This is a genomic window from Pseudoxanthomonas sp., from assembly GCF_027498035.1.
Taxonomy (GTDB): Bacteria; Pseudomonadota; Gammaproteobacteria; order Xanthomonadales; family Xanthomonadaceae; genus Pseudoxanthomonas_A.
In genome coordinates, this window is the sequence record NZ_CP114978.1 from 4,091,985 (window position 1) to 4,108,413 (window position 16,429).

12 protein-coding genes and 1 pseudogene are annotated in these 16,429 nt (G+C 68.3%); 3 read left to right on the plus strand and 10 right to left on the minus strand.

The annotated features are described in order from the left end of the window. Nucleotides 1-144: 144 nt before the first annotated feature. From O8I58_RS18145 to O8I58_RS18160, 4 genes are all read right to left on the minus strand, one after another. Nucleotides 145-1,938, minus strand: a complete 1,794-nt coding sequence (locus tag O8I58_RS18145) for an ABC transporter transmembrane domain-containing protein (protein WP_298319212.1) — start codon at nucleotides 1,936-1,938, stop codon at nucleotides 145-147. A gap of 93 nt (nucleotides 1,939-2,031) precedes the next feature. Continuing rightward, on the minus strand, nucleotides 2,032-2,643 hold the full coding sequence (locus O8I58_RS18150; protein WP_298319215.1) for an IMPACT family protein: 612 nt from the start codon (nucleotides 2,641-2,643) through the stop codon (nucleotides 2,032-2,034). Then, nucleotides 2,640-3,737: a hypothetical protein gene (locus O8I58_RS18155; RefSeq protein ID WP_298319218.1), complete on the minus strand. Its 1,098-nt coding sequence runs from the start codon at nucleotides 3,735-3,737 to the stop codon at nucleotides 2,640-2,642. The genes O8I58_RS18150 and O8I58_RS18155 overlap by 4 nt, the downstream gene beginning before the upstream one ends. After that, nucleotides 3,734-4,288 carry an RNA polymerase sigma factor gene (locus O8I58_RS18160; protein ID WP_298323179.1) on the minus strand — a complete coding sequence of 185 codons (555 nt, stop codon included), beginning with the start codon at nucleotides 4,286-4,288 and terminating at the stop codon, nucleotides 3,734-3,736. The genes O8I58_RS18155 and O8I58_RS18160 overlap by 4 nt, the downstream gene beginning before the upstream one ends. A gap of 248 nt (nucleotides 4,289-4,536) precedes the next feature. On the opposite strand from O8I58_RS18160, the pseudogene O8I58_RS18165 reads away from it, so the two are divergent. After that, nucleotides 4,537-7,438 (plus strand): annotated as a pseudogene (locus tag O8I58_RS18165) (EAL domain-containing protein). A 211-nt stretch (nucleotides 7,439-7,649) separates the two neighbouring features. Here O8I58_RS18165 and O8I58_RS18170 read toward each other — a convergent pair. Together O8I58_RS18170 and xseA are read right to left on the minus strand one after the other, a co-directional pair. After that, on the minus strand, nucleotides 7,650-9,395 hold the full coding sequence (locus tag O8I58_RS18170) for a vWA domain-containing protein (RefSeq protein WP_298319221.1): 1,746 nt from the start codon (nucleotides 9,393-9,395) through the stop codon (nucleotides 7,650-7,652). 224 nt (nucleotides 9,396-9,619) lie between these two features. Then, complete coding sequence (gene xseA / locus O8I58_RS18175; protein ID WP_298319223.1) at nucleotides 9,620-10,954, minus strand: exodeoxyribonuclease VII large subunit; 1,335 nt, start codon at nucleotides 10,952-10,954, stop codon at nucleotides 9,620-9,622. Between the two features lie 152 nt (nucleotides 10,955-11,106). On the opposite strand from xseA, the gene ispG reads away from it, so the two are divergent. Both ispG and O8I58_RS18185 read left to right on the plus strand, forming a co-directional pair. Next, nucleotides 11,107-12,393 (plus strand): flavodoxin-dependent (E)-4-hydroxy-3-methylbut-2-enyl-diphosphate synthase, encoded by a 1,287-nt coding sequence (gene ispG / locus O8I58_RS18180; protein WP_298319226.1) that lies wholly within the window; start codon nucleotides 11,107-11,109, stop codon nucleotides 12,391-12,393. Next, nucleotides 12,386-13,069 (plus strand): phosphatase PAP2 family protein, encoded by a 684-nt coding sequence (locus O8I58_RS18185; protein WP_298323182.1) that lies wholly within the window; start codon nucleotides 12,386-12,388, stop codon nucleotides 13,067-13,069. The genes ispG and O8I58_RS18185 overlap by 8 nt, the downstream gene beginning before the upstream one ends. A 130-nt stretch (nucleotides 13,070-13,199) precedes the next feature. Here the strand turns inward: O8I58_RS18185 and O8I58_RS18190 are convergent, their stop codons facing one another. The 4 genes from O8I58_RS18190 to O8I58_RS18205 are packed head-to-tail and all read right to left on the minus strand — an operon-like array spanning nucleotide 13,200 to nucleotide 16,422. Next, the gene (locus O8I58_RS18190; protein ID WP_298319229.1) at nucleotides 13,200-13,598 is read right to left on the minus strand and encodes a hypothetical protein; all 399 of its coding nucleotides are present in this window, start codon (nucleotides 13,596-13,598) and stop codon (nucleotides 13,200-13,202) included. 41 nt (nucleotides 13,599-13,639) lie between these two features. Continuing rightward, the gene (locus O8I58_RS18195; RefSeq protein ID WP_298319233.1) at nucleotides 13,640-14,332 is read right to left on the minus strand and encodes an aspartate/glutamate racemase family protein; all 693 of its coding nucleotides are present in this window, start codon (nucleotides 14,330-14,332) and stop codon (nucleotides 13,640-13,642) included. A gap of 39 nt (nucleotides 14,333-14,371) precedes the next feature. Then, entirely contained in the window at nucleotides 14,372-15,475 is a 1,104-nt protein-coding gene (locus O8I58_RS18200) for a TPM domain-containing protein (RefSeq protein ID WP_298319235.1), read from the minus strand. A 59-nt stretch (nucleotides 15,476-15,534) separates the two neighbouring features. Next, on the minus strand, nucleotides 15,535-16,422 hold the full coding sequence (locus O8I58_RS18205) for a DMT family transporter (RefSeq protein WP_298323185.1): 888 nt from the start codon (nucleotides 16,420-16,422) through the stop codon (nucleotides 15,535-15,537). Nucleotides 16,423-16,429: the final 7 nt, after the last annotated feature.

The window sequence follows — 16,429 nt, forward strand, 5'->3', positions numbered from 1 at the left end:
GCCCCAGCCGAGCAAGCTCGGCGCTACACGACTGCGCCATCTGGTCGTCAGGGAGGCGGGATTCCGATGCGTTGCTCATGGCGGGGGCTTGTCCAGGGTCTGCGCCCAGCCTGCGAAACGGCGCCGTAAAGCCGTGTGACCGGCTCAGTCGATGAACTGCAGGCGTGCCAATTCTGCGTACAGGCCGCCTTCGGCCATGAGTGCTTCGTGCGTGCCCTGGGCGACGATCCGGCCGCGGTCCATCACCACGATCCGGTCCGCCTTGAGTACGGTGGCCAGGCGATGGGCGATGACCAGCGTGGTGCGGCCGGCCATCAGCCGTTCCAGCGCGCTCTGCACGGCACGTTCGCTTTGTGCGTCCAGTGCGCTGGTGGCTTCGTCCAGCAGCAGGATCGGCGCGTCCTTGAGCAGCGCCCGGGCAATGGCGATGCGCTGCTGCTGGCCGCCGGACAGGCGCGCGCCGCGCTCGCCCAGCTGGCTGCCGTAGCCCTCGGGCAGTTCGCGCAGGAAGCCGTCGGCCTCGGCCGCCACTGCGGCGGCTTCAAGCTGTTGCGGCGTGGCATCCAGGCGGCCGTAGCGGATGTTCTCGGCGGCGCTGGCGGCGAAGATCGTCGGCGCCTGTGGCACCAGCGCGATCTGTTCGCGCAGCTGGGCCATGTCCAGCTGGCGCAGGTCCAGGCCGTCCACCCGGATCGCACCGGACTGCACGTCGTGGAAGCGCAGCAGCATCGACAGCACGGTGCTCTTGCCGGCGCCGGACGGGCCGACCAGCGCCACGGTTTCGCCAGGTTCGATCGACAGGGTGAAGTCGTCCAGCGCCGCCATGTCCGGGCGCGTGGGGTAGCGGAACGCCACATGGTCGAAGCGGATCTGGCCGCGCACCGGCAGCGGCAGGGCAAGCGTCTGCGCAGGTGTCTGCACCTGCGGGGTCTCGTCGAGCAACTCGCCGATGCGGCCCATGCCGCCGGCCGCGCGCTGCAGCTCGTTCCACACCTCGGCCAGCGAACCGACCGAGCCACCGCCGATCAGCGCATACAACACGAACTGGCCGAGCGTGCCGGCGCTCATGCCGCCGGTGATCACGTCGTGCGCGCCCGACCACAACACCAGCACGATCGCGCCGAACACCAGCGTGATCGCACCGGCAGTGACGAAGGACTGCGCGCGGATGCGCTTGCGTGCGGTTTCGACCGAAATGTTGACCGCGGTTTCGAAGCGCGCGCGCTCGTAGGGTTCGCGCGCATGCGCCTGTACCGTGCGCACCGCACCCAGGCTTTCGCCGGCCAGGGTGTTGGCATCGGCCACGCGGTCCTGGCTGGCACGCGAGATTTTCCCGAGCTTGCGCGCGCCCAGGATGATCGGCACCACCGCCAGCGGAATGCCGACCAGCGCGAACGAGGCCAGGCGCGGGCTGGCGATGAACATCATCACCACCGAGCCGATCACCGTGACCGAGCTGCGCACCGCCACCGACATCGCGCTGCCAACCACGCTGCGCAGCAACTCGCTGTCGGCCGACAGGCGCGAGACCAGCTCGCCGCTGCGATTGCGGTCATGGAACTGCGCGTCCAGTTCCAGCAGGTGGGCGTAGAGCTTGCGGCGCAGGTCGGCGACCACGCGTTCGCCCAGCAGCGAGACGAAATAGAAGCGCGCCGCGCTGGCCAGGGCCAGCACCACGGCCACGCCGAACAGGCCCAGGAACGCCTTGTCGATATTGGCGCCGCTGCTGAAGCCATGGTCGATCATTTGCTTGACCGCATACGGCAGGCTCAGCGTCGCGGCGGAGGCTACGGCCAGGGCGACGATCCAGCATACGAACAGCCCCATGTGCCGGCGCACGAACGGCCACAGCGCGCGCAGGCTGCCCAGCTTCGGTTTGGGGCGCGTTGCCTCGGTGGCGCCGCTGGCGGGGAGCGTGCTGGCTTCGGGGGAGTTCATGGGTATTCCGGCAGGAGGAGAGAGCATTGCAGCGGGGACATCGACCGTCGCCAGCCGTGCAGGTTCCCGGAACGGGCGCCTGCCGGGCCAGGATCAATCCCGGGCAACAGGGACGGCATCGGCTGGGCCAGCGCATCGCACCCGGTCACGGGTGGCGTCGCGCAGATGGTTTTTCAAGGCTTGGGCCTGGTCGGCGGGCAGGCGCAGACGCAGATGTGCGCCGTCGGCGTCGAAGCCTTCGTCCAGTTTCTCAGCCGAAAAAGCGGCCAGTGCGGCATGGACGTGGCCCAGGTCGTCGAAGCCGCAGGTGATCTCCAGTTCGACCAGCGCCAGCAGCGGCACGCACGCTGTCTCGCGCAGGGCGCTGGCGGTGCAGCCTCCATAAGCGCGGACCAGTCCACCCACGCCAAGCTTGATCCCGCCATACCAGCGGGTGACGACCACGGCGATCTGGTCGAAGCCGGCGCCGTCGATGGCGGCCAGGATCGGCCGGCCGGCGCTGCCGCCGGGTTCGCCATCGTCGCTGGAACGGAACGCTTCGCCCACGCGCCAGGCCCAGCAGTTGTGGGTGGCGCCGGCTTCGCTGGCATCAGCGATGAAGGCCATGGCGGCCTCAGGCGAGGCCACTGGTCCGGCATGGACGATGAAGCGGCTGTGCTTGATCAGGGTTTCCTGCCGGAGCACGCCGGCCAGGGTGTCGCTCATGGCAGCAGCGGACGCAGGTCCTCGGGGATCGCCACGTCTGGATGCGTTTGCTGGAACACCTGCAGGCTGGCGCGGGCCAGCGCGCCATGGCCTTCGAAGCGATGCTTGCGGATGCGCCGCAGCCATTGGTCCGGCGGCAGCTGGCTGTCTTCCGCAACGGCCGCCTGTTCGGCCGTCGCCGCTGCTGCTTGGCTTTCGGTGTACGCCAACACCGTGGGCGCCGATGGTGCGGCGTAAAGCACGGCACGGCGTTCGCTGCGGTGCTGGGTTTCTTTCGATTGATCCATCTGCACCTTGCGTGCCGCGACGGCCTCACGGTCCGCCCCCAGATCGGGCATGGGCGTCGGTGCTGGAGGCTGCGGTGGCGGCGCGTAGCGCTGGAACGCATCAGCGACGGGCGCGGGCGGAGCCGGAGGCGCTGGCGGTGTGTAGGTCTTCGCCTGGCGAGGTGCCGGTGCCGGGGCGGGCGCGATGCCTGCAGGCGCCTGTGCTTCGGCACGCGCGGCTTGTGCCGGCGCATCAGGGGCATACGTCGCCGGTGGTGGTGCGGCTTCCATCACCGGTGCTTCGGGCGGTGGCGGCAATGGCTGGCGCTTGGGTGATGCCGGTGCTGGCTGCATGGCGGGTGCCATCGCGACCGGGGGCGGCGGTGGCATGGCCGCTGCAGCGTGGTTGGCGTCGGCGCCAACGTTATCGGCGGCGACGGCCTCCGGCGCGGCTGCTTCCGGAGCCTGCGCGGTTTCGTACACAAGCCCTGTCGTGCGCTGTGGACGCAGCTGCCAGCTGATGGTCACGGCCAGCAGCACCGAAGCGGCCACGCCCAGGCCCAGCGTCCAGCGGCGCGTGCGCGGGCGACGGCTCTGCGCGGCGGGCGTGCTCGATGGGGAAGTGGAGGCTGCCGCCATGATCGGTGCAACGGGCTCGATCGGCTTGGCGTCCTGCGCAGGCGCGGTGTCGGCCGCCACGGCTTCGCGCGCCGCACCCAGGATGAGCGCATCCAGCGCCGGGCCTGGCTCACGCGGGCCCGGCGCATGCGCCAGCCGCTGCGCCAGGGCGCGTTCTTCCGGGGTCAGGGGTTCGCGGGGCGTGGTCATTGGCCGATCCCCGCGCGCAGTTTGTCCATGGCATAGCGCAGCCGCGACTTCACCGTTTCCCGGCCGACGCCAGTGATCTGGCCGATCTCCTCCAGGGTCAGTTCCTGTTCCAGCCGCAGCACAAGGACCTCGCGTTGGTCTTCCGGCAGTGCGTCCAGGGCGCGCTGCAGGTCGCGGCGCTGCTCGAACTCGGACAGCTGCCGCTCGGGGGTTTCAGGGTCGGCCATGCGCGCGGTGCGCGCGTCGGCGTCGTCGGGCGCGGCGGGGCGGTGCTTCTGCGCGCGCCAATGGTCGTTCAGCCGGTTGTGTGCGATCCGGAACAGCCAGGTGGAAAACGCCGCATCAGGCTGCCAGCTGGCACGCGCGGCGATCACCCGCTGCCAGACATCCTGGAACAGCTCGTCGGCCAGTGCGGTATTGCGCAGCTGGCGCATCAGGAACCGGTACAACGGCCCGCGGTGACGCCCATAAAGCTGCTCGAACGCGCGCACGTCACCGGCGGCATAGGCCAGCATCAGCAGATCGTCGGTGGGCTCTGCCGCGTCGTTCACGGCCGCAAGCCTACGTTGTGCCGCGTCGGTCTCAAAGCCGTGCGGGCGCGGCTTGCGGGTTGCCGGGATGGATTTTCCGTGATAGCCGGGTGCGTATACTTGCCACGTGGGGAGGGTGCCGTGTGCCATGCATGTGGGAACGTACACCCGCCCATCCCGGGGTCGATATCGCAGCCGGTTCGTTCAGAACCAGCGCGTGCCGGTGTCTGCGACCGCCCCGGGCGTGCCGGTTGAAAGGGGGAAATCGAATGTCAGGCCAGACCGCTCCTGCCAGTGTGCAGACCGGTGTCAACGCCGTGGCGACTGACGCCGTGGCGCAGGTGCTGTGTGGCCTGCTGCCGGAGGGTGGCCATGTGGTGGCGTGCTGGCGCGACTGGGCCATCGGCGCAGGCGGGGCGACCACGCTCGCTGCCCCGGGCGTGCTGCGGCGCCTTGCCGAACAGGCGCTGTGGGACGGCCAGCCGATCACCCCCGACGATCCGTCCATCCTGCTGCTGGCCTGGTCCAACCAGGAAGGCAACGCCCGCATGTCGGTGGCGGCCAGCCTGTCCACGCCGCTGACGCCTGCCCAGGTGCAGGCCTGGCAGGACACGGCGCGGGCCTTGATCGGCGCCACCATGGAAGCCGGGCGTGCCCAGGCCCGGGTGGTGTCGCTGGAAAAGTCCAAGCGCCTCCAGCAGGCCCTGTACGAGATCGCCGACGTCGCCAGCGCCGACCTGGAAATGCGCGAGATGCTGCGCCGAATCCATGCGGTCGTGGGCACGCTGATGTATGCGGAGAACTGCTACATCGTGCTGTACGACGACGTGCGCCGCATGGTCCGGTTCCTGTATTTCGCCGATCTGCTCGATCCGTACGTGGCCGAACCAGACCGCGAGTTCAGCGAGGAGGAAATGCACAACAGCATGACCACCGCGCTGCTCCAGCACGGCCAGCCGCTGCGCGGGCCTTCAGCCATGGTGCGCCAGCGCCTGGGCGTGACCCGCGATGTCAGCCATGGCCCGGACAGCCTGGACTGGCTGGGCGTGCCGATGCGCCGCGACGACCGGGTCTGCGGGGCGATCGTGGTGCAGAGCTACGACACCCAGGCCAGCTATACCGACGAAGACCGCGCGCTGCTGGTCTACGTGGCCCAGCACATCCTGACGGCGATGGACCGCCGGCATGCACACGAGGAACTGGAAAGCCGCATCGCGGAGCGCACCGGCGAACTGCAACTGGCCAACCGCGAGCTGCAGGCCGAAGTCATCGAGCGCAAGCGCGCCGAGAAACTGCAGGGTGCGCTGTTCCGCATCACCGACATGGCCAATACCTCGGCCACGCTGGAACATTTCTACGCCGCCGTGCATGGGGTGGTGGACGAGCTGATCGTCGCGCGCAACTTCTATATCGCGCTGCTGGACGATGACGGCCAGACCCCTGCATTTCCCGTATTCCATCGATGAGCGCGACCCGGTGCGCCAGTCGCGGCGGGCCAGCCATGGCCTGACCGAATACGTGATCGACAGTGGCGCGCCACTGCTGGCCGATCCGGGCGTGATCGCCGCGCTGACGGTGGATGAAAAAGTCATCCAGCACGGCCCACCGGCGTACAGCTGGCTGGGCGTGCCATTGCAGCAGGCCGGCGAGAATCGCGGCTGCGTGGTGGTGCAGAGCTATTCGCCGGAAGTGCGCTACACCGCGCATGACCAGAACCTGCTGTCGTTCGTCGCCCACCACATCGGCAATGGGCTGGCGCGCCAACGCGCCCGCGAATCATTGCGGGCCGCGCACCTGGAGCTTGAACAGCGGGTCGAGGAGCGCACCTTCGAACTGGCCGAGGTCAACGCCAAGCTGATGGCGCAGATGGGCGAGCGCCTGCGCGCAGAGCAGCGCCTGACCTACCAGGCCACGCACGACGCACTGACCGGGTTGCCCAACCGGGCCTTCCTGCTGGCCAACCTGGCCGCGTCGATTACCCGCGCGCAGGGCGAGCAGGACGGCGATTTCGCCGTGTTGTTCATGGACCTGGACCGCTTCAAGCTGGTCAACGATTCCATCGGCCATGCCGCCGGTGACGAGCTGCTGATCGAAGTGGCCCGGCGCATCACCTCGCAGCTGCGCGAGGGCGACCTGGTCGCGCGCCTGGGCGGCGACGAGTTCGCCATGGTCATGCACTATCGCGCCGACATGCAGGAAGTCGTGGACTTCGCCACGCATCTGCTGGAAGCGCTGAACCAGCCGATGTGGGTGGCCGGGCGCGAACTGTTTCCTGCCGCCAGCATCGGGATCGCGGCCTGGCATCCGCGTTACCAGAGCGGCGAAGAACTGCTGCGTGACGCCGATGCGGCGATGTACCGCGCCAAGGCCCAGGGCCGTGACCGCAGCGCGGTGTTCGATGAAGCGATGCGCGAAGCCGCGATGCGCAGCCTGGACCTGGAAGCCGACCTGCGCCGGGCCATCAACGGTCGCGATTTCACTTCGTTCTACCAGCCCATCGTGCGCCTGGAGGATGGCCAGGTCATCGGCCACGAAGCGCTGCTGCGCTGGCATCACGAGCGCCGCGGCCTGCTGCTGCCGGCCGAGTTCATTGCCCTGGGCGAGGACAGCGGCCTGATCGAACAGGTCGACTGGCTGCTCTACGAACAGATCGCCTTGCGCATCGCCAACGGCGTAGAAGGCTACATCTCGGTCAACGTCTCGCCACGGCATTTCCGCTCGCCCGATTTCGCCGAGCGCCTGCTGGCGCTGTTCAACAACGCAGGCGCCAATCCAGCGCAGCTGCGCGTGGAAATTACCGAGATGGCGTTGCTGGACGATGCGCCGCGCACGTTGCGCATGCTGCAGCTGTTGCGCGAGAACGGCGTGCTGGCGCAGCTGGACGATTTCGGGACCGGGTTTTCGGCGCTGTCGTACCTGCACCGCTTCCCGATTTCGGCGCTGAAGATCGACCGCAGTTTCGTGTCCGGCATTTCCAGCGCCGACCGGCCGGAAAGCGTCGGCCTGGTCCGCGCGATCCTGGCGCTGGCCAGCACCCTGGGCATCGAAACCATTGCCGAGGGCGTGGAGACCGAAGCCCAGCTGCAGGCACTGCGGAACCTGGGCTGCAGCTATGCGCAAGGGTATTTGCTGGGGCGCCCGGGACCGGTGCTGGGCGAACGCGTTGCGTAAGCGGCCGACGTACTTGTAGCGCCCGGCCAGTGTGCTTCGACACCAGCATCGCGATCACCTCGCCCGGACAAGGCCACGGGCCGCATCCGGGGATCTTTGCCACGGGCCTCACGGTCCATGGCAAAGATCCGGGCGTCCCGGGTGCGCTTTGCCTGCCCGGGCGACGTTGCTGGACGCCGACGATGTTGCAGTGTCTCGTTCGACGTCGGACTCAATCGATGCGCGGGGCCACGGCTACTTCACCCTGGCCCGGGTCGATCAGGCGGCGCGCCTGCCCGACCAATCCCACGAATTCGGCCCGCAGTCCGTCGCGGTCGCTTCCCCTGGCGCCTTGCGCGGTGACCAGCACCTGGTCCCAGCCCCAGCCGTCGAAGCGACGGCCGCCGCGCAGCAGGTCCGCGTAGCCGGCCACCGCGCTGGCGAAGCGCAGGGTCTGGCTGGGCTGCTGCTGCAGCGACGCGGCCAGGATCGGTGTGTCGATCAGGGTGCTGGTGTCGCTGCCGGGCCGCTTGTAGCGCAGGCGCAGGTCGGCCACTTCGCGCGCATCGCCAGCCGCGATCTGCTTGCCGCCGTAGCGCAGCGGCTGGGTGCGCTGGGCGGTCGAGGCCACCGGGGTCAGTTCGTACAGGGCGGTGACTTCGTGGCCGGCGCCGATGTCGCCGGCATCGACCTTGTCGTTGGCGAAATCCTCGCGACGCAGGGCGCGGTTCTCGTAGCCGATCAAACGGTATTCGGCGACCGCGGTTGGGTTGAATTCCACCTGGATCTTGACGTCGCGGGCGATGGTCAGCAGCGTGCCCTGCATCTGCTGGACCAGCACCTTGCGTGCCTCCTTGTCCGAGTCGATGTAGGCGTGGTTGCCGTCGCCAACGTCGGCCAGGCGTTCGGCCAGCTGGTCGTTGTAATTACCCTGGCCGAAGCCGAGCGTGGTTAGCGCGATGCCAGAGCTGCGGGCATCGCTGACCAGGGTTTCCAGCGCGTCCTGGCTGACCGTACCGACGTTGAAATCGCCATCGGTGGCCAGGATCACGCGGTTGCTGCCGCGCTTGATGAAGGCCTGGCGCGCCATCGCGTAGGCCAGCCGGATGCCGTCACCGCCGTTGGTGCTGCCGCCGGCTTCCAGCTGGTCCAGCGCCGCCAGGATGCGGGCGTGCTGGTTACCCGGCGTCGGCGGCAGGACCAGTCCGGCCGAACCGGCGTAGACCACGATCGACACGCGATCCTGCGCGCGCAGTTGCGGCACCAGCATCGCCAGCGACTGCTTGAGCAACGGCAGCTTGTCAGGCGTGTTCATCGAACCGGAGGTATCCAGCAGGAACACCAGGTTGGAGGGTGGCAGCTCCCGCTTGGGCAGCTCGTAGCCCTTGATGCCGATCATCAGCAGCTGGCGCTGGCTGTTCCAGGGGGCGGGCGCCAGTTCGGTGGTGACCCGGAACGGCGTTGCGCGGGTGTCGGGCGCGGCATGGTGGTAGTCGAAGTAGTTGATGAACTCCTCGGCCCGCACCGCATCGGCGGGTGGACGCTGGCCCTGTTCGACCATGCGCCGCATGTTGCTGTAGCTGCCGGTGTCCACGTCGATGGAGAAGGTGGACACCGGCTGCTCGGCGGTGCGCTGGAGTGGGTTGTCATCCTGGTGGGCATAGCGCTCGGTGTTGGCCGGCAGCGGTGCAGGCATCGGCGCGATGCTGGCTGGCGCTGCGTAGTACGCGCCCATGTCCGGCATCGGGGCCGGCGGCGCAGGTGGCGCCGGCGGGGTGTAGCTCTCCATCCTGCGCTCGGTCTGGGCCAGTGATCGGGCGGCCTGGACCTTGGCCTTGGCGGCCTGCGCATCGGCAGCACCGACCTGCGGTGCCTCGGGTGACGGCGGAGCGACGGCCTGTTGCGGTGGTGCGGACGAACACGCCGCCAGCACGGCGACGGCGAGCAGGGTCAGAGCAGGGCGAGACAGGTGCGACATGGTGGCAACTCCCGTGATGGACGGAGGCTGCAAACGCCTGGGTCAGGGAAACGGGGTTGCCAGCATCCCGGTTGCGTGGGAGCCGCGCGTTCCCTGTAGAGCCGAGCTTGCTCGGCTGTTCCTCGGTCAGAGCGCGGGAAAGCTGCAGCGGAGTCCCCAAGATGGGATTGCCACAAGCCCTGCTCTACACGGTGTCTCCGCGTGACCGCGGTTTGTGGATCGCGCTATTCGACCCGCAGCTTCAGCGTGCCATCGGCCAGGCGTGCCTGGACCGCGTCGCCGGTCGCGACCTGGCTGGTCGAACGCACCAGCGATCCATCGTCCTCGCGGGTGACCAGGGCGTAGCCTCGGGCGACCGTGGCCAGTGGGCTGACCGCTTCCAGCGAGCGCACCAGGCCGCGCAGGCGCAGCGTTTCGCGCTGCAGCTGGCGGGCGATGGCCGCCTGCGGGCGCGGTTGAAGCGCGGCCAGGCGTTCGGCCAGTACCGCAAGCCGACGTTGCGGCGAATGCGCGCGCAGCACGCTTGTCGCATGGCGCAGGCGCGCGCGGCGGCTGTCCAGCTGCACCTGCCATTGCGCCTGCAGGCGGCGCAGGGCTTCGGTGTGGCGGCGGCGCATCAGTTCGACGCGCGCCTGCGGCCCCTGTGCCTGCAGGCGCAGCCAGGCGCGGTCGAGGCGCTGCATGGTGCGGTCCATGCGATGGGTCTGCAGCGTGTGCAGGCGCCGGCCCAGGCCGCGCAGGCGCGTGGCCAGGTCGGTGAGCGAAGGCACCAGCAGTTCGGCGGCGGCCGAGGGCGTGGGTGCGCGCAGGTCGGCGGCAAAGTCGCACAGGGTGAAGTCGGTTTCGTGGCCCACGGCCGAGACCACCGGCACCGCGCAATCGGCGACCGCGCGCACCAGGATTTCCTCGTTGAAGGCCCACAGGTCTTCGATCGAACCACCGCCACGGGTGACCAGCACTGCGTCGTAGCGGTCGCTGTCGCCGGCCTTGCGCACCAGCGCGGCGATCTGCGCGGCGGCCGTCGCGCCCTGGACCTGCGTCGGCAGCACATCGACCTGCAGCAGCGGGAAACGCCGGCCCAGCACGCTGATCACATCGCGCACCGCCGCGCCGCTGGGCGAGGTGATCACCGCCAGCCGTTGCGGGAATTCGGGCAGCGGCCGCTTGCGTTCGGGATCGAACAGGCCTTCGGCCGCCAGCCTGGCCTTGAGCTGGTCGAACGCGCGCCGCAACGCGCCTTCGCCGGCTTCCTCCATGTGGTCCAGCACCAACTGGTAGTCGCCGCGCGCTTCGTACAGGGTCAGCCGGCCGCGGGCCAGTACGCGCAGGCCCTCGCGCGGGGCGAACTTCAGCCAGCTGCTCTTGGGCTTGAACATGGCGCAGCGGATCTGCGCGCGGGCGTCCTTCAGGGTGAAGTACAGGTGCCCGGAGGCCGGTCGGGTGACGTTGCCCAGTTCGGCCTCGACCCAGACCGCCGGGAAGCTGCCTTCCAGCAGGTCGCGGGCCAGGGTATTGAGCTGGGTGGGGGTGAGGATGTCGCGGGCGGGCAGGTCGTTCATCAGCGCGGCAGTGTACCGGGCCGGTGGAAGCCGCTTCAGCGGCGCCTGGCCCACCGGGAAAGCCTTGGTGCTGCTGAAGCGGCTCCTATTGGCCAGGTCGTTGATGACCGCCGGACCGGCCGGTCGCCTCCCGGTCACCCGTGCCCGGTAAAATGGGCCGCATGAACGCCATTCCCACGCCGCTCCCGACCCCCGAATTCACGCCCGTCGCCGCCGGCGGCCAGCCGCGCCGCATCACCCACGGGGTGCGCATCGGCAACGTGCAGCTGGGCGGGGGCGCGCCGGTGGTGGTGCAGTCGATGACCAATACCGATACCGCCGACATCGCCGGCACGGTCAAGCAGGTCGCCGACCTGTGGCGCGCCGGGTCGGAAATGGTCCGCGTGACCGTCAACAATCCCGAGTCCGCCGCGGCCGTGCCGCGCATCGTCGAGAAGCTGGCGATGATGGGGATCGAGGTCCCGATCATCGGCGACTTCCACTACAACGGGCATCAGCTGCTGGCGGGCGAACCGGCCTGTGCCGAAGCGCTGGGCAAGTACCGCATCAACCCGGGCAATGTCGGCTTCGGCAAGAAGAAGGACACCCAGTTCGCGCAGCTGATCGAGTTCGCGATCCAGTACAACAAGCCGGTGCGGATCGGTGCCAACTGGGGTTCGCTGGACCAGTCGCTGGCCGCGGCACTGATGGACGAAAACGCCAAGCGCGCCCAGCCATGGGACGCCACCGCGGTACTGCGCGAGGCGCTGATCCGCTCGGCGCTGGATTCGGCCCATCGGGCGGTGGAGATCGGCCTGCCAGCCGACCGCATCGTGCTGTCGGCCAAAGTCTCCGGCGTGCAGGAACTGATCGCGGTCTATCGCGACCTGGCCCGTCGCAGCGAGTTCGCACTGCATCTTGGTTTGACCGAAGCCGGCATCGGCAGCAAGGGCATCGTCGCCTCGTCGGCGGCGCTGGCGGTGCTGCTGCAGGAAGGCATCGGCGACACCATCCGCATCTCGCTGACGCCCGAGCCGGGCGCTTCGCGTACGCAGGAAGTCATCGTTGCCCAGGAGCTGTTGCAGACCACCGGCCTGCGCGCGTTCACGCCGATGGTTACCGCCTGCCCGGGCTGCGGCCGTACGACTTCAGAGTTCTTCCAGGAGCTGGCCAAGGTCGTGCAGGAACACGTGCGCGGCAAGATGCCCGAATGGAAGATCACCCGTCCCGGCGCCGAGCACATGACCCTGGCGGTGATGGGCTGCGTGGTCAACGGACCGGGCGAATCGCGCCACGCCAACATCGGCATCTCGCTGCCGGGCACGGGCGAAGCGCCGTCGGCGCCGGTGTTCATCGATGGCGAAAAAAGCATCACCCTGCGTGGCGAGAACATCGCCTATGAGTTCGTCGCGCTGATCGACGAATACGTCGACAAACACTATTCGCGCAGTGCTGCCTGAGGCGGCAGCGGCCGGCACCAGTGTCGTCGGCCGCGTCCTGCGGCGGATCGGCTGGCGCACGGCCCTGCTGTTCACCGCGATCCTGCTGCCGCTGTGGGGCTTTGCCGAGCTTGGCGAGGACGTGCACAAGGCGGAAAGCTTCGTGTTCGACGATCCCCTGCTGCTGCACGCCAAGGCTGCGTCCGGGCCATGGCTGGACCAGGCGTTCCTGGGCATCAGCTGGGCGGGCTACCAGGGCATCATCGTTTTCGACTTGATCCTGGTCGTGGTGCTGTTGGCACGGCGACGCTGGCGCGAGGCGACCTTTGCCAGCGTCGCGCTGATCGGCTCGGCGCTGTTGAACCTGATGACCAAGCAGCTGTTCGCACGGGCGCGGCCGAGCCTGTGGGAATCGATCTCGCCGCAGGACACCTTCAGTTTTCCCAGCGGCCACGCGATGGGCTCGATGAGCCTGGTGACGGTGCTGATCCTGCTGGCCTGGGGCACGCGCTGGCGTTGGCCGGTGCTGGTGGTCGCTGCCCTGTTCGGCCTGGCGGTAGGTGCCGCGCGGATCTACCTGGGCGTGCATTACCCGTCCGATATCCTCGGCGGCTGGGCCGCGGCCATCGCCTGGGTCGTCGGTGTCTATGCGGCTGTGTTCTACGGCGCGCGTCGGCCGTGGCGCGCGCTTCGTTGATCGCAGCATCCGGCGCGCGGCGTGCAGGTTTCAACCCCATGGACATCGAGGGCGAGCCTGGCGTGGTTGACCTTTGCCTGGACCTTTCGGATTTGCCGTGGCCTTCATTCGGGCGGTCGAGCCACCTGGGTCAGTCCTGTTCGAAGCGGACGCTTGTGACCTGCGGGGGCAGCTTGGCGAACGTGAAGCGCGAGTCGTACTCGCAGATGCAGGCTGCGACCTCGCCGCTTGCGGGCGTGCGGATCGAGTAAGCGAGCGTGAGCGTGAGCGTGTCGAGCGAAAGGGTATAGCGTGGATCGAAGACCTCCATGCCACACGTCACTGGATCCTGGACGAAGTAAGAGGGATGCGCTGCAGGCTCCTTCCTGACGATGGCTTCGATAGGCAGATCGTCCGGCCAGTCTCCGCGGCAATCGAGCAGTTCGAACCGCATGCCATAGGGATCTTGCGCGTCCGGCTGCTGCCACTTGGTGCAACCGGCAAGCGTCAACAGCAAAGGTGCAAGGGAGGCGAAGAGCAAGTGGCGCATAAGACATCCGTGTCCGATCGAGGGCGCTGACGTTGGTTTGATCAGTTTTCGAGTGACCGCAGCGCTGCGGCACGCGCATGCAGGGCGGTCGTGTCGAACAATGGCACGCTGGCGTCGCGTTGGTCGACCAGCAGCGAGATCTCGGTGCAGCCCAGGATGATGCCTTGCGCGCCGGTATCGGCCAGCTTCGACATGACCTGGCGATAGGTGCTGCGTGAGTCGTCGCGGATCACGCCCTGGCAGAGTTCGTCGTAGATGATCCGGTGCACGTCGCTGCGATCCCGCGCATCGGGAATCACCACTTCGAAGCCGCGCGCTTCCAGCCGTTTGCGATAGAAATCCTGTTCCATGGTGAAGCGGGTGCCGAGCAGGCCGACGCGGGTGATGCCGGCCGCGGCCAGCGCATCGGCGGTGCCATCGGCGATGTGCAGCAGCGGCAAGGGTGTGGCCGCGGTGATGGCATCGGCGACCTTGTGCATGGTGTTGGTGCACAGCACGATGAAGTCGGCGCCGCCGGCCTGCAGCGAACGCGCGGCGGCGGCCATCGCCTGGCCTGCGCCATCCCAGTCACCGGCGTGCTGCAGGGCTTCGATCTCGTGGAAGTCCACGCTGTGCAGCAGCACCTTGGCCGAGTGCAGGCCGCCGAGCGTGTCGCGCACGGTTTCATTGAGGATGCGGTAATAGGGCAGGGTGGATTCCCAGCTCATGCCGCCAATCAATCCGATGGTTTTCATGTTGTCGCCCGTGTCGTGGTCACTGTGCCATAGCGGCGGCTACCAGCTCGAACTGGCGCCACCGCCGCCCGAACTGCCGCCGCCGGAAGACGACGAACTGCCGGAATCACTGGACGAGGACGAGGAGGCTGCATGCTGGCTGGCGTGGTAGGCAGCGGTATAGGCATAGCCACCGGCATCGGTCTTGATGACGTGGCCCCTGCGGATCAGCGCGTTGCGTTTGCGATCCTGCGACTTGAGGAAGCTGCGGAAGCGTTCAGGTGAGCGGTACCGGCGGCCGGACATCCAGAGCGTCAGCCCGAAGACCAGCACTTCCAGGCCGATCGAGACCATGAAGGCAGGTGCGAACAGGGCCGAGAGGATCAGGACGAAGATGCCGGGATTGAGCGTCGCGAACAGTTGCAGGAACAGGCCGCCGGAGAAGCCGCGCTTGCGCTTGCGCTCGGGCGTGGCGATTTCCTCGGTCTTTTTCTTCAGTGAAGGGTCCTGGCGCAGCAAGCGGTCGCGCAGGCGCCGCGTCCACCATCGCTGGACCGGAGGGAGTAGCCAGACCACGACCAGCAGTCCCGCCCAGGCCAGGAATCCCCGGAGCATGTCGGTCGGACGCTTGGCGCCCTCCGCGTTGGTCTGCTTGGCCAACGCCTCGATCGTGGCCGGGTCCTTCGCTGCGACCCGCGCCATGAAGCCGAACGCATCGATGATGGCGGCGGCGGTATCGCCCTGGCGCATCCTCGGTGCCAGCGCCTCATCCAGTGCGTGCTTGGCGGCGATGTCGGGCAGGCTGCCTTCCAGGCCGTAGCCGACCTCGAACCGCGAGCGCCGCTCCTGGATCGCCAGCACCAGCAGCAGGCCGTTGTCGGCGCCGTGCTGGCCCAGCCCCCACTGCTTGAAGGCGCGCGCTGACAGCGCGTCGATGTCGTCCTGCTCCAGCGAAGGAACGATGTAGACCGCACCCCAGATGTGCTGGTCGTCGCGCAGTTGCTGCAGGGCCTGGTTCACACGCCGGGTGTCCTCGGGGCCAAGGACGTGGCCGGGATCGACGACATTGGGTGTGTAGGCGGGGATCACGACGGCCGCCGCTTGTGGCGTGGCTGCCAGCAACAGAACGAACAGCGCGACGGCGAGCAATTGCAGGAAGCGCATCGGCATCCTTCTGGAAATGATCAGCTGCCTAGTATGGCGTTGGCTCCATCCGCGGGTCATCATTCCCCGGGCTTGGCGCCTTCCACCGGGGCGTGGGTGGCCGCGCGCCGGGCCAGCGTGGCTTCGCGGTGGGCGATGTAGCCGGTCGAGCCCAGGATGATGCCGGCGCCGAGCGCGGTCCAGCCGTCCAGGCGTTCGCCGAACAGCCACCAGCCCAGCACGATCACCAGCGGCAGCTGCATGAAACTGATCGGCTGCAGTGCCGAGACTTCGCCCAGCTTGAGCGCACGCGTCCACAGCAGCTGGCCGCCGGTGCCGAAGATGCCGGTGCACACCAGCCACAGCCAGGTGATGCCCTCGGGCCAACGCCACTGGAACAGCGCCGGCAGCAGCGACATCGGCACCCAGAACAGGTAGGTGTAGAACACGACGGTGTCCGGCGCGTCGATGCGCGAGAGCTGTTTGATCTGGATGGCGACAATGGCGCTGATCACCGCGGCGGCCACCGCGACCAGCAGTTCGGGCGAGAATGCCTGCGAGCCTGGCCGCAGGATCACCAGCACGCCGACGAAGCCGGTCGCCACCGCCAGCCAGCGACGCAGGTGGACCTTCTCGCCCAGCCAGAACACCGCGGCGATGGTCACGAACAATGGCGTCGAATACGACAGCGAGATCGCCTGCGACAGCGGCAGGTGGCCGATGGCCCAGAACCCGCACAGCATCGAGGCCAGCCCGATCACGGTGCGGACCAGGTAGCGCGGCAGGTGGCGGGTGCGTGGCAGCGGCTTGCCCGGGCGCAGCACCAGCGGCAGCAGCGCCAGCAGGCCGAAGGCGTTGCGGAAGAGGGCAACCTCGGTGGTTTCCAGTGATTGCGACGCCAACCGGATGTTGATCGCCATCAGGCCGAAGGACACGGTGCTGGCCAGCATCAGCAAGGCCGCACGCATCGGTGCG

Coding starts and splice junctions, on each gene's coding strand:
- O8I58_RS18150 (WP_298319215.1), bottom strand. CDS start 2,643: ATGAGCGACACCCTGGCCGGCGTGCTCCGGCAGGAAACCCTGATCAAG.
- O8I58_RS18145 (WP_298319212.1), bottom strand. CDS start 1,938: ATGAACTCCCCCGAAGCCAGCACGCTCCCCGCCAGCGGCGCCACCGAG.
- O8I58_RS18155 (WP_298319218.1), bottom strand. CDS start 3,737: ATGACCACGCCCCGCGAACCCCTGACCCCGGAAGAACGCGCCCTGGCG.
- O8I58_RS18190 (WP_298319229.1), bottom strand. CDS start 13,598: ATGCGCCACTTGCTCTTCGCCTCCCTTGCACCTTTGCTGTTGACGCTT.
- O8I58_RS18200 (WP_298319235.1), bottom strand. CDS start 15,475: ATGCGCTTCCTGCAATTGCTCGCCGTCGCGCTGTTCGTTCTGTTGCTG.
- O8I58_RS18170 (WP_298319221.1), bottom strand. CDS start 9,395: ATGTCGCACCTGTCTCGCCCTGCTCTGACCCTGCTCGCCGTCGCCGTG.
- O8I58_RS18195 (WP_298319233.1), bottom strand. CDS start 14,332: ATGAAAACCATCGGATTGATTGGCGGCATGAGCTGGGAATCCACCCTG.
- O8I58_RS18205 (WP_298323185.1), bottom strand. CDS start 16,422: ATGCGTGCGGCCTTGCTGATGCTGGCCAGCACCGTGTCCTTCGGCCTG.
- xseA (WP_298319223.1), bottom strand. CDS start 10,954: ATGAACGACCTGCCCGCCCGCGACATCCTCACCCCCACCCAGCTCAAT.
- ispG (WP_298319226.1), top strand. CDS start 11,107: ATGGGCCGCATGAACGCCATTCCCACGCCGCTCCCGACCCCCGAATTC.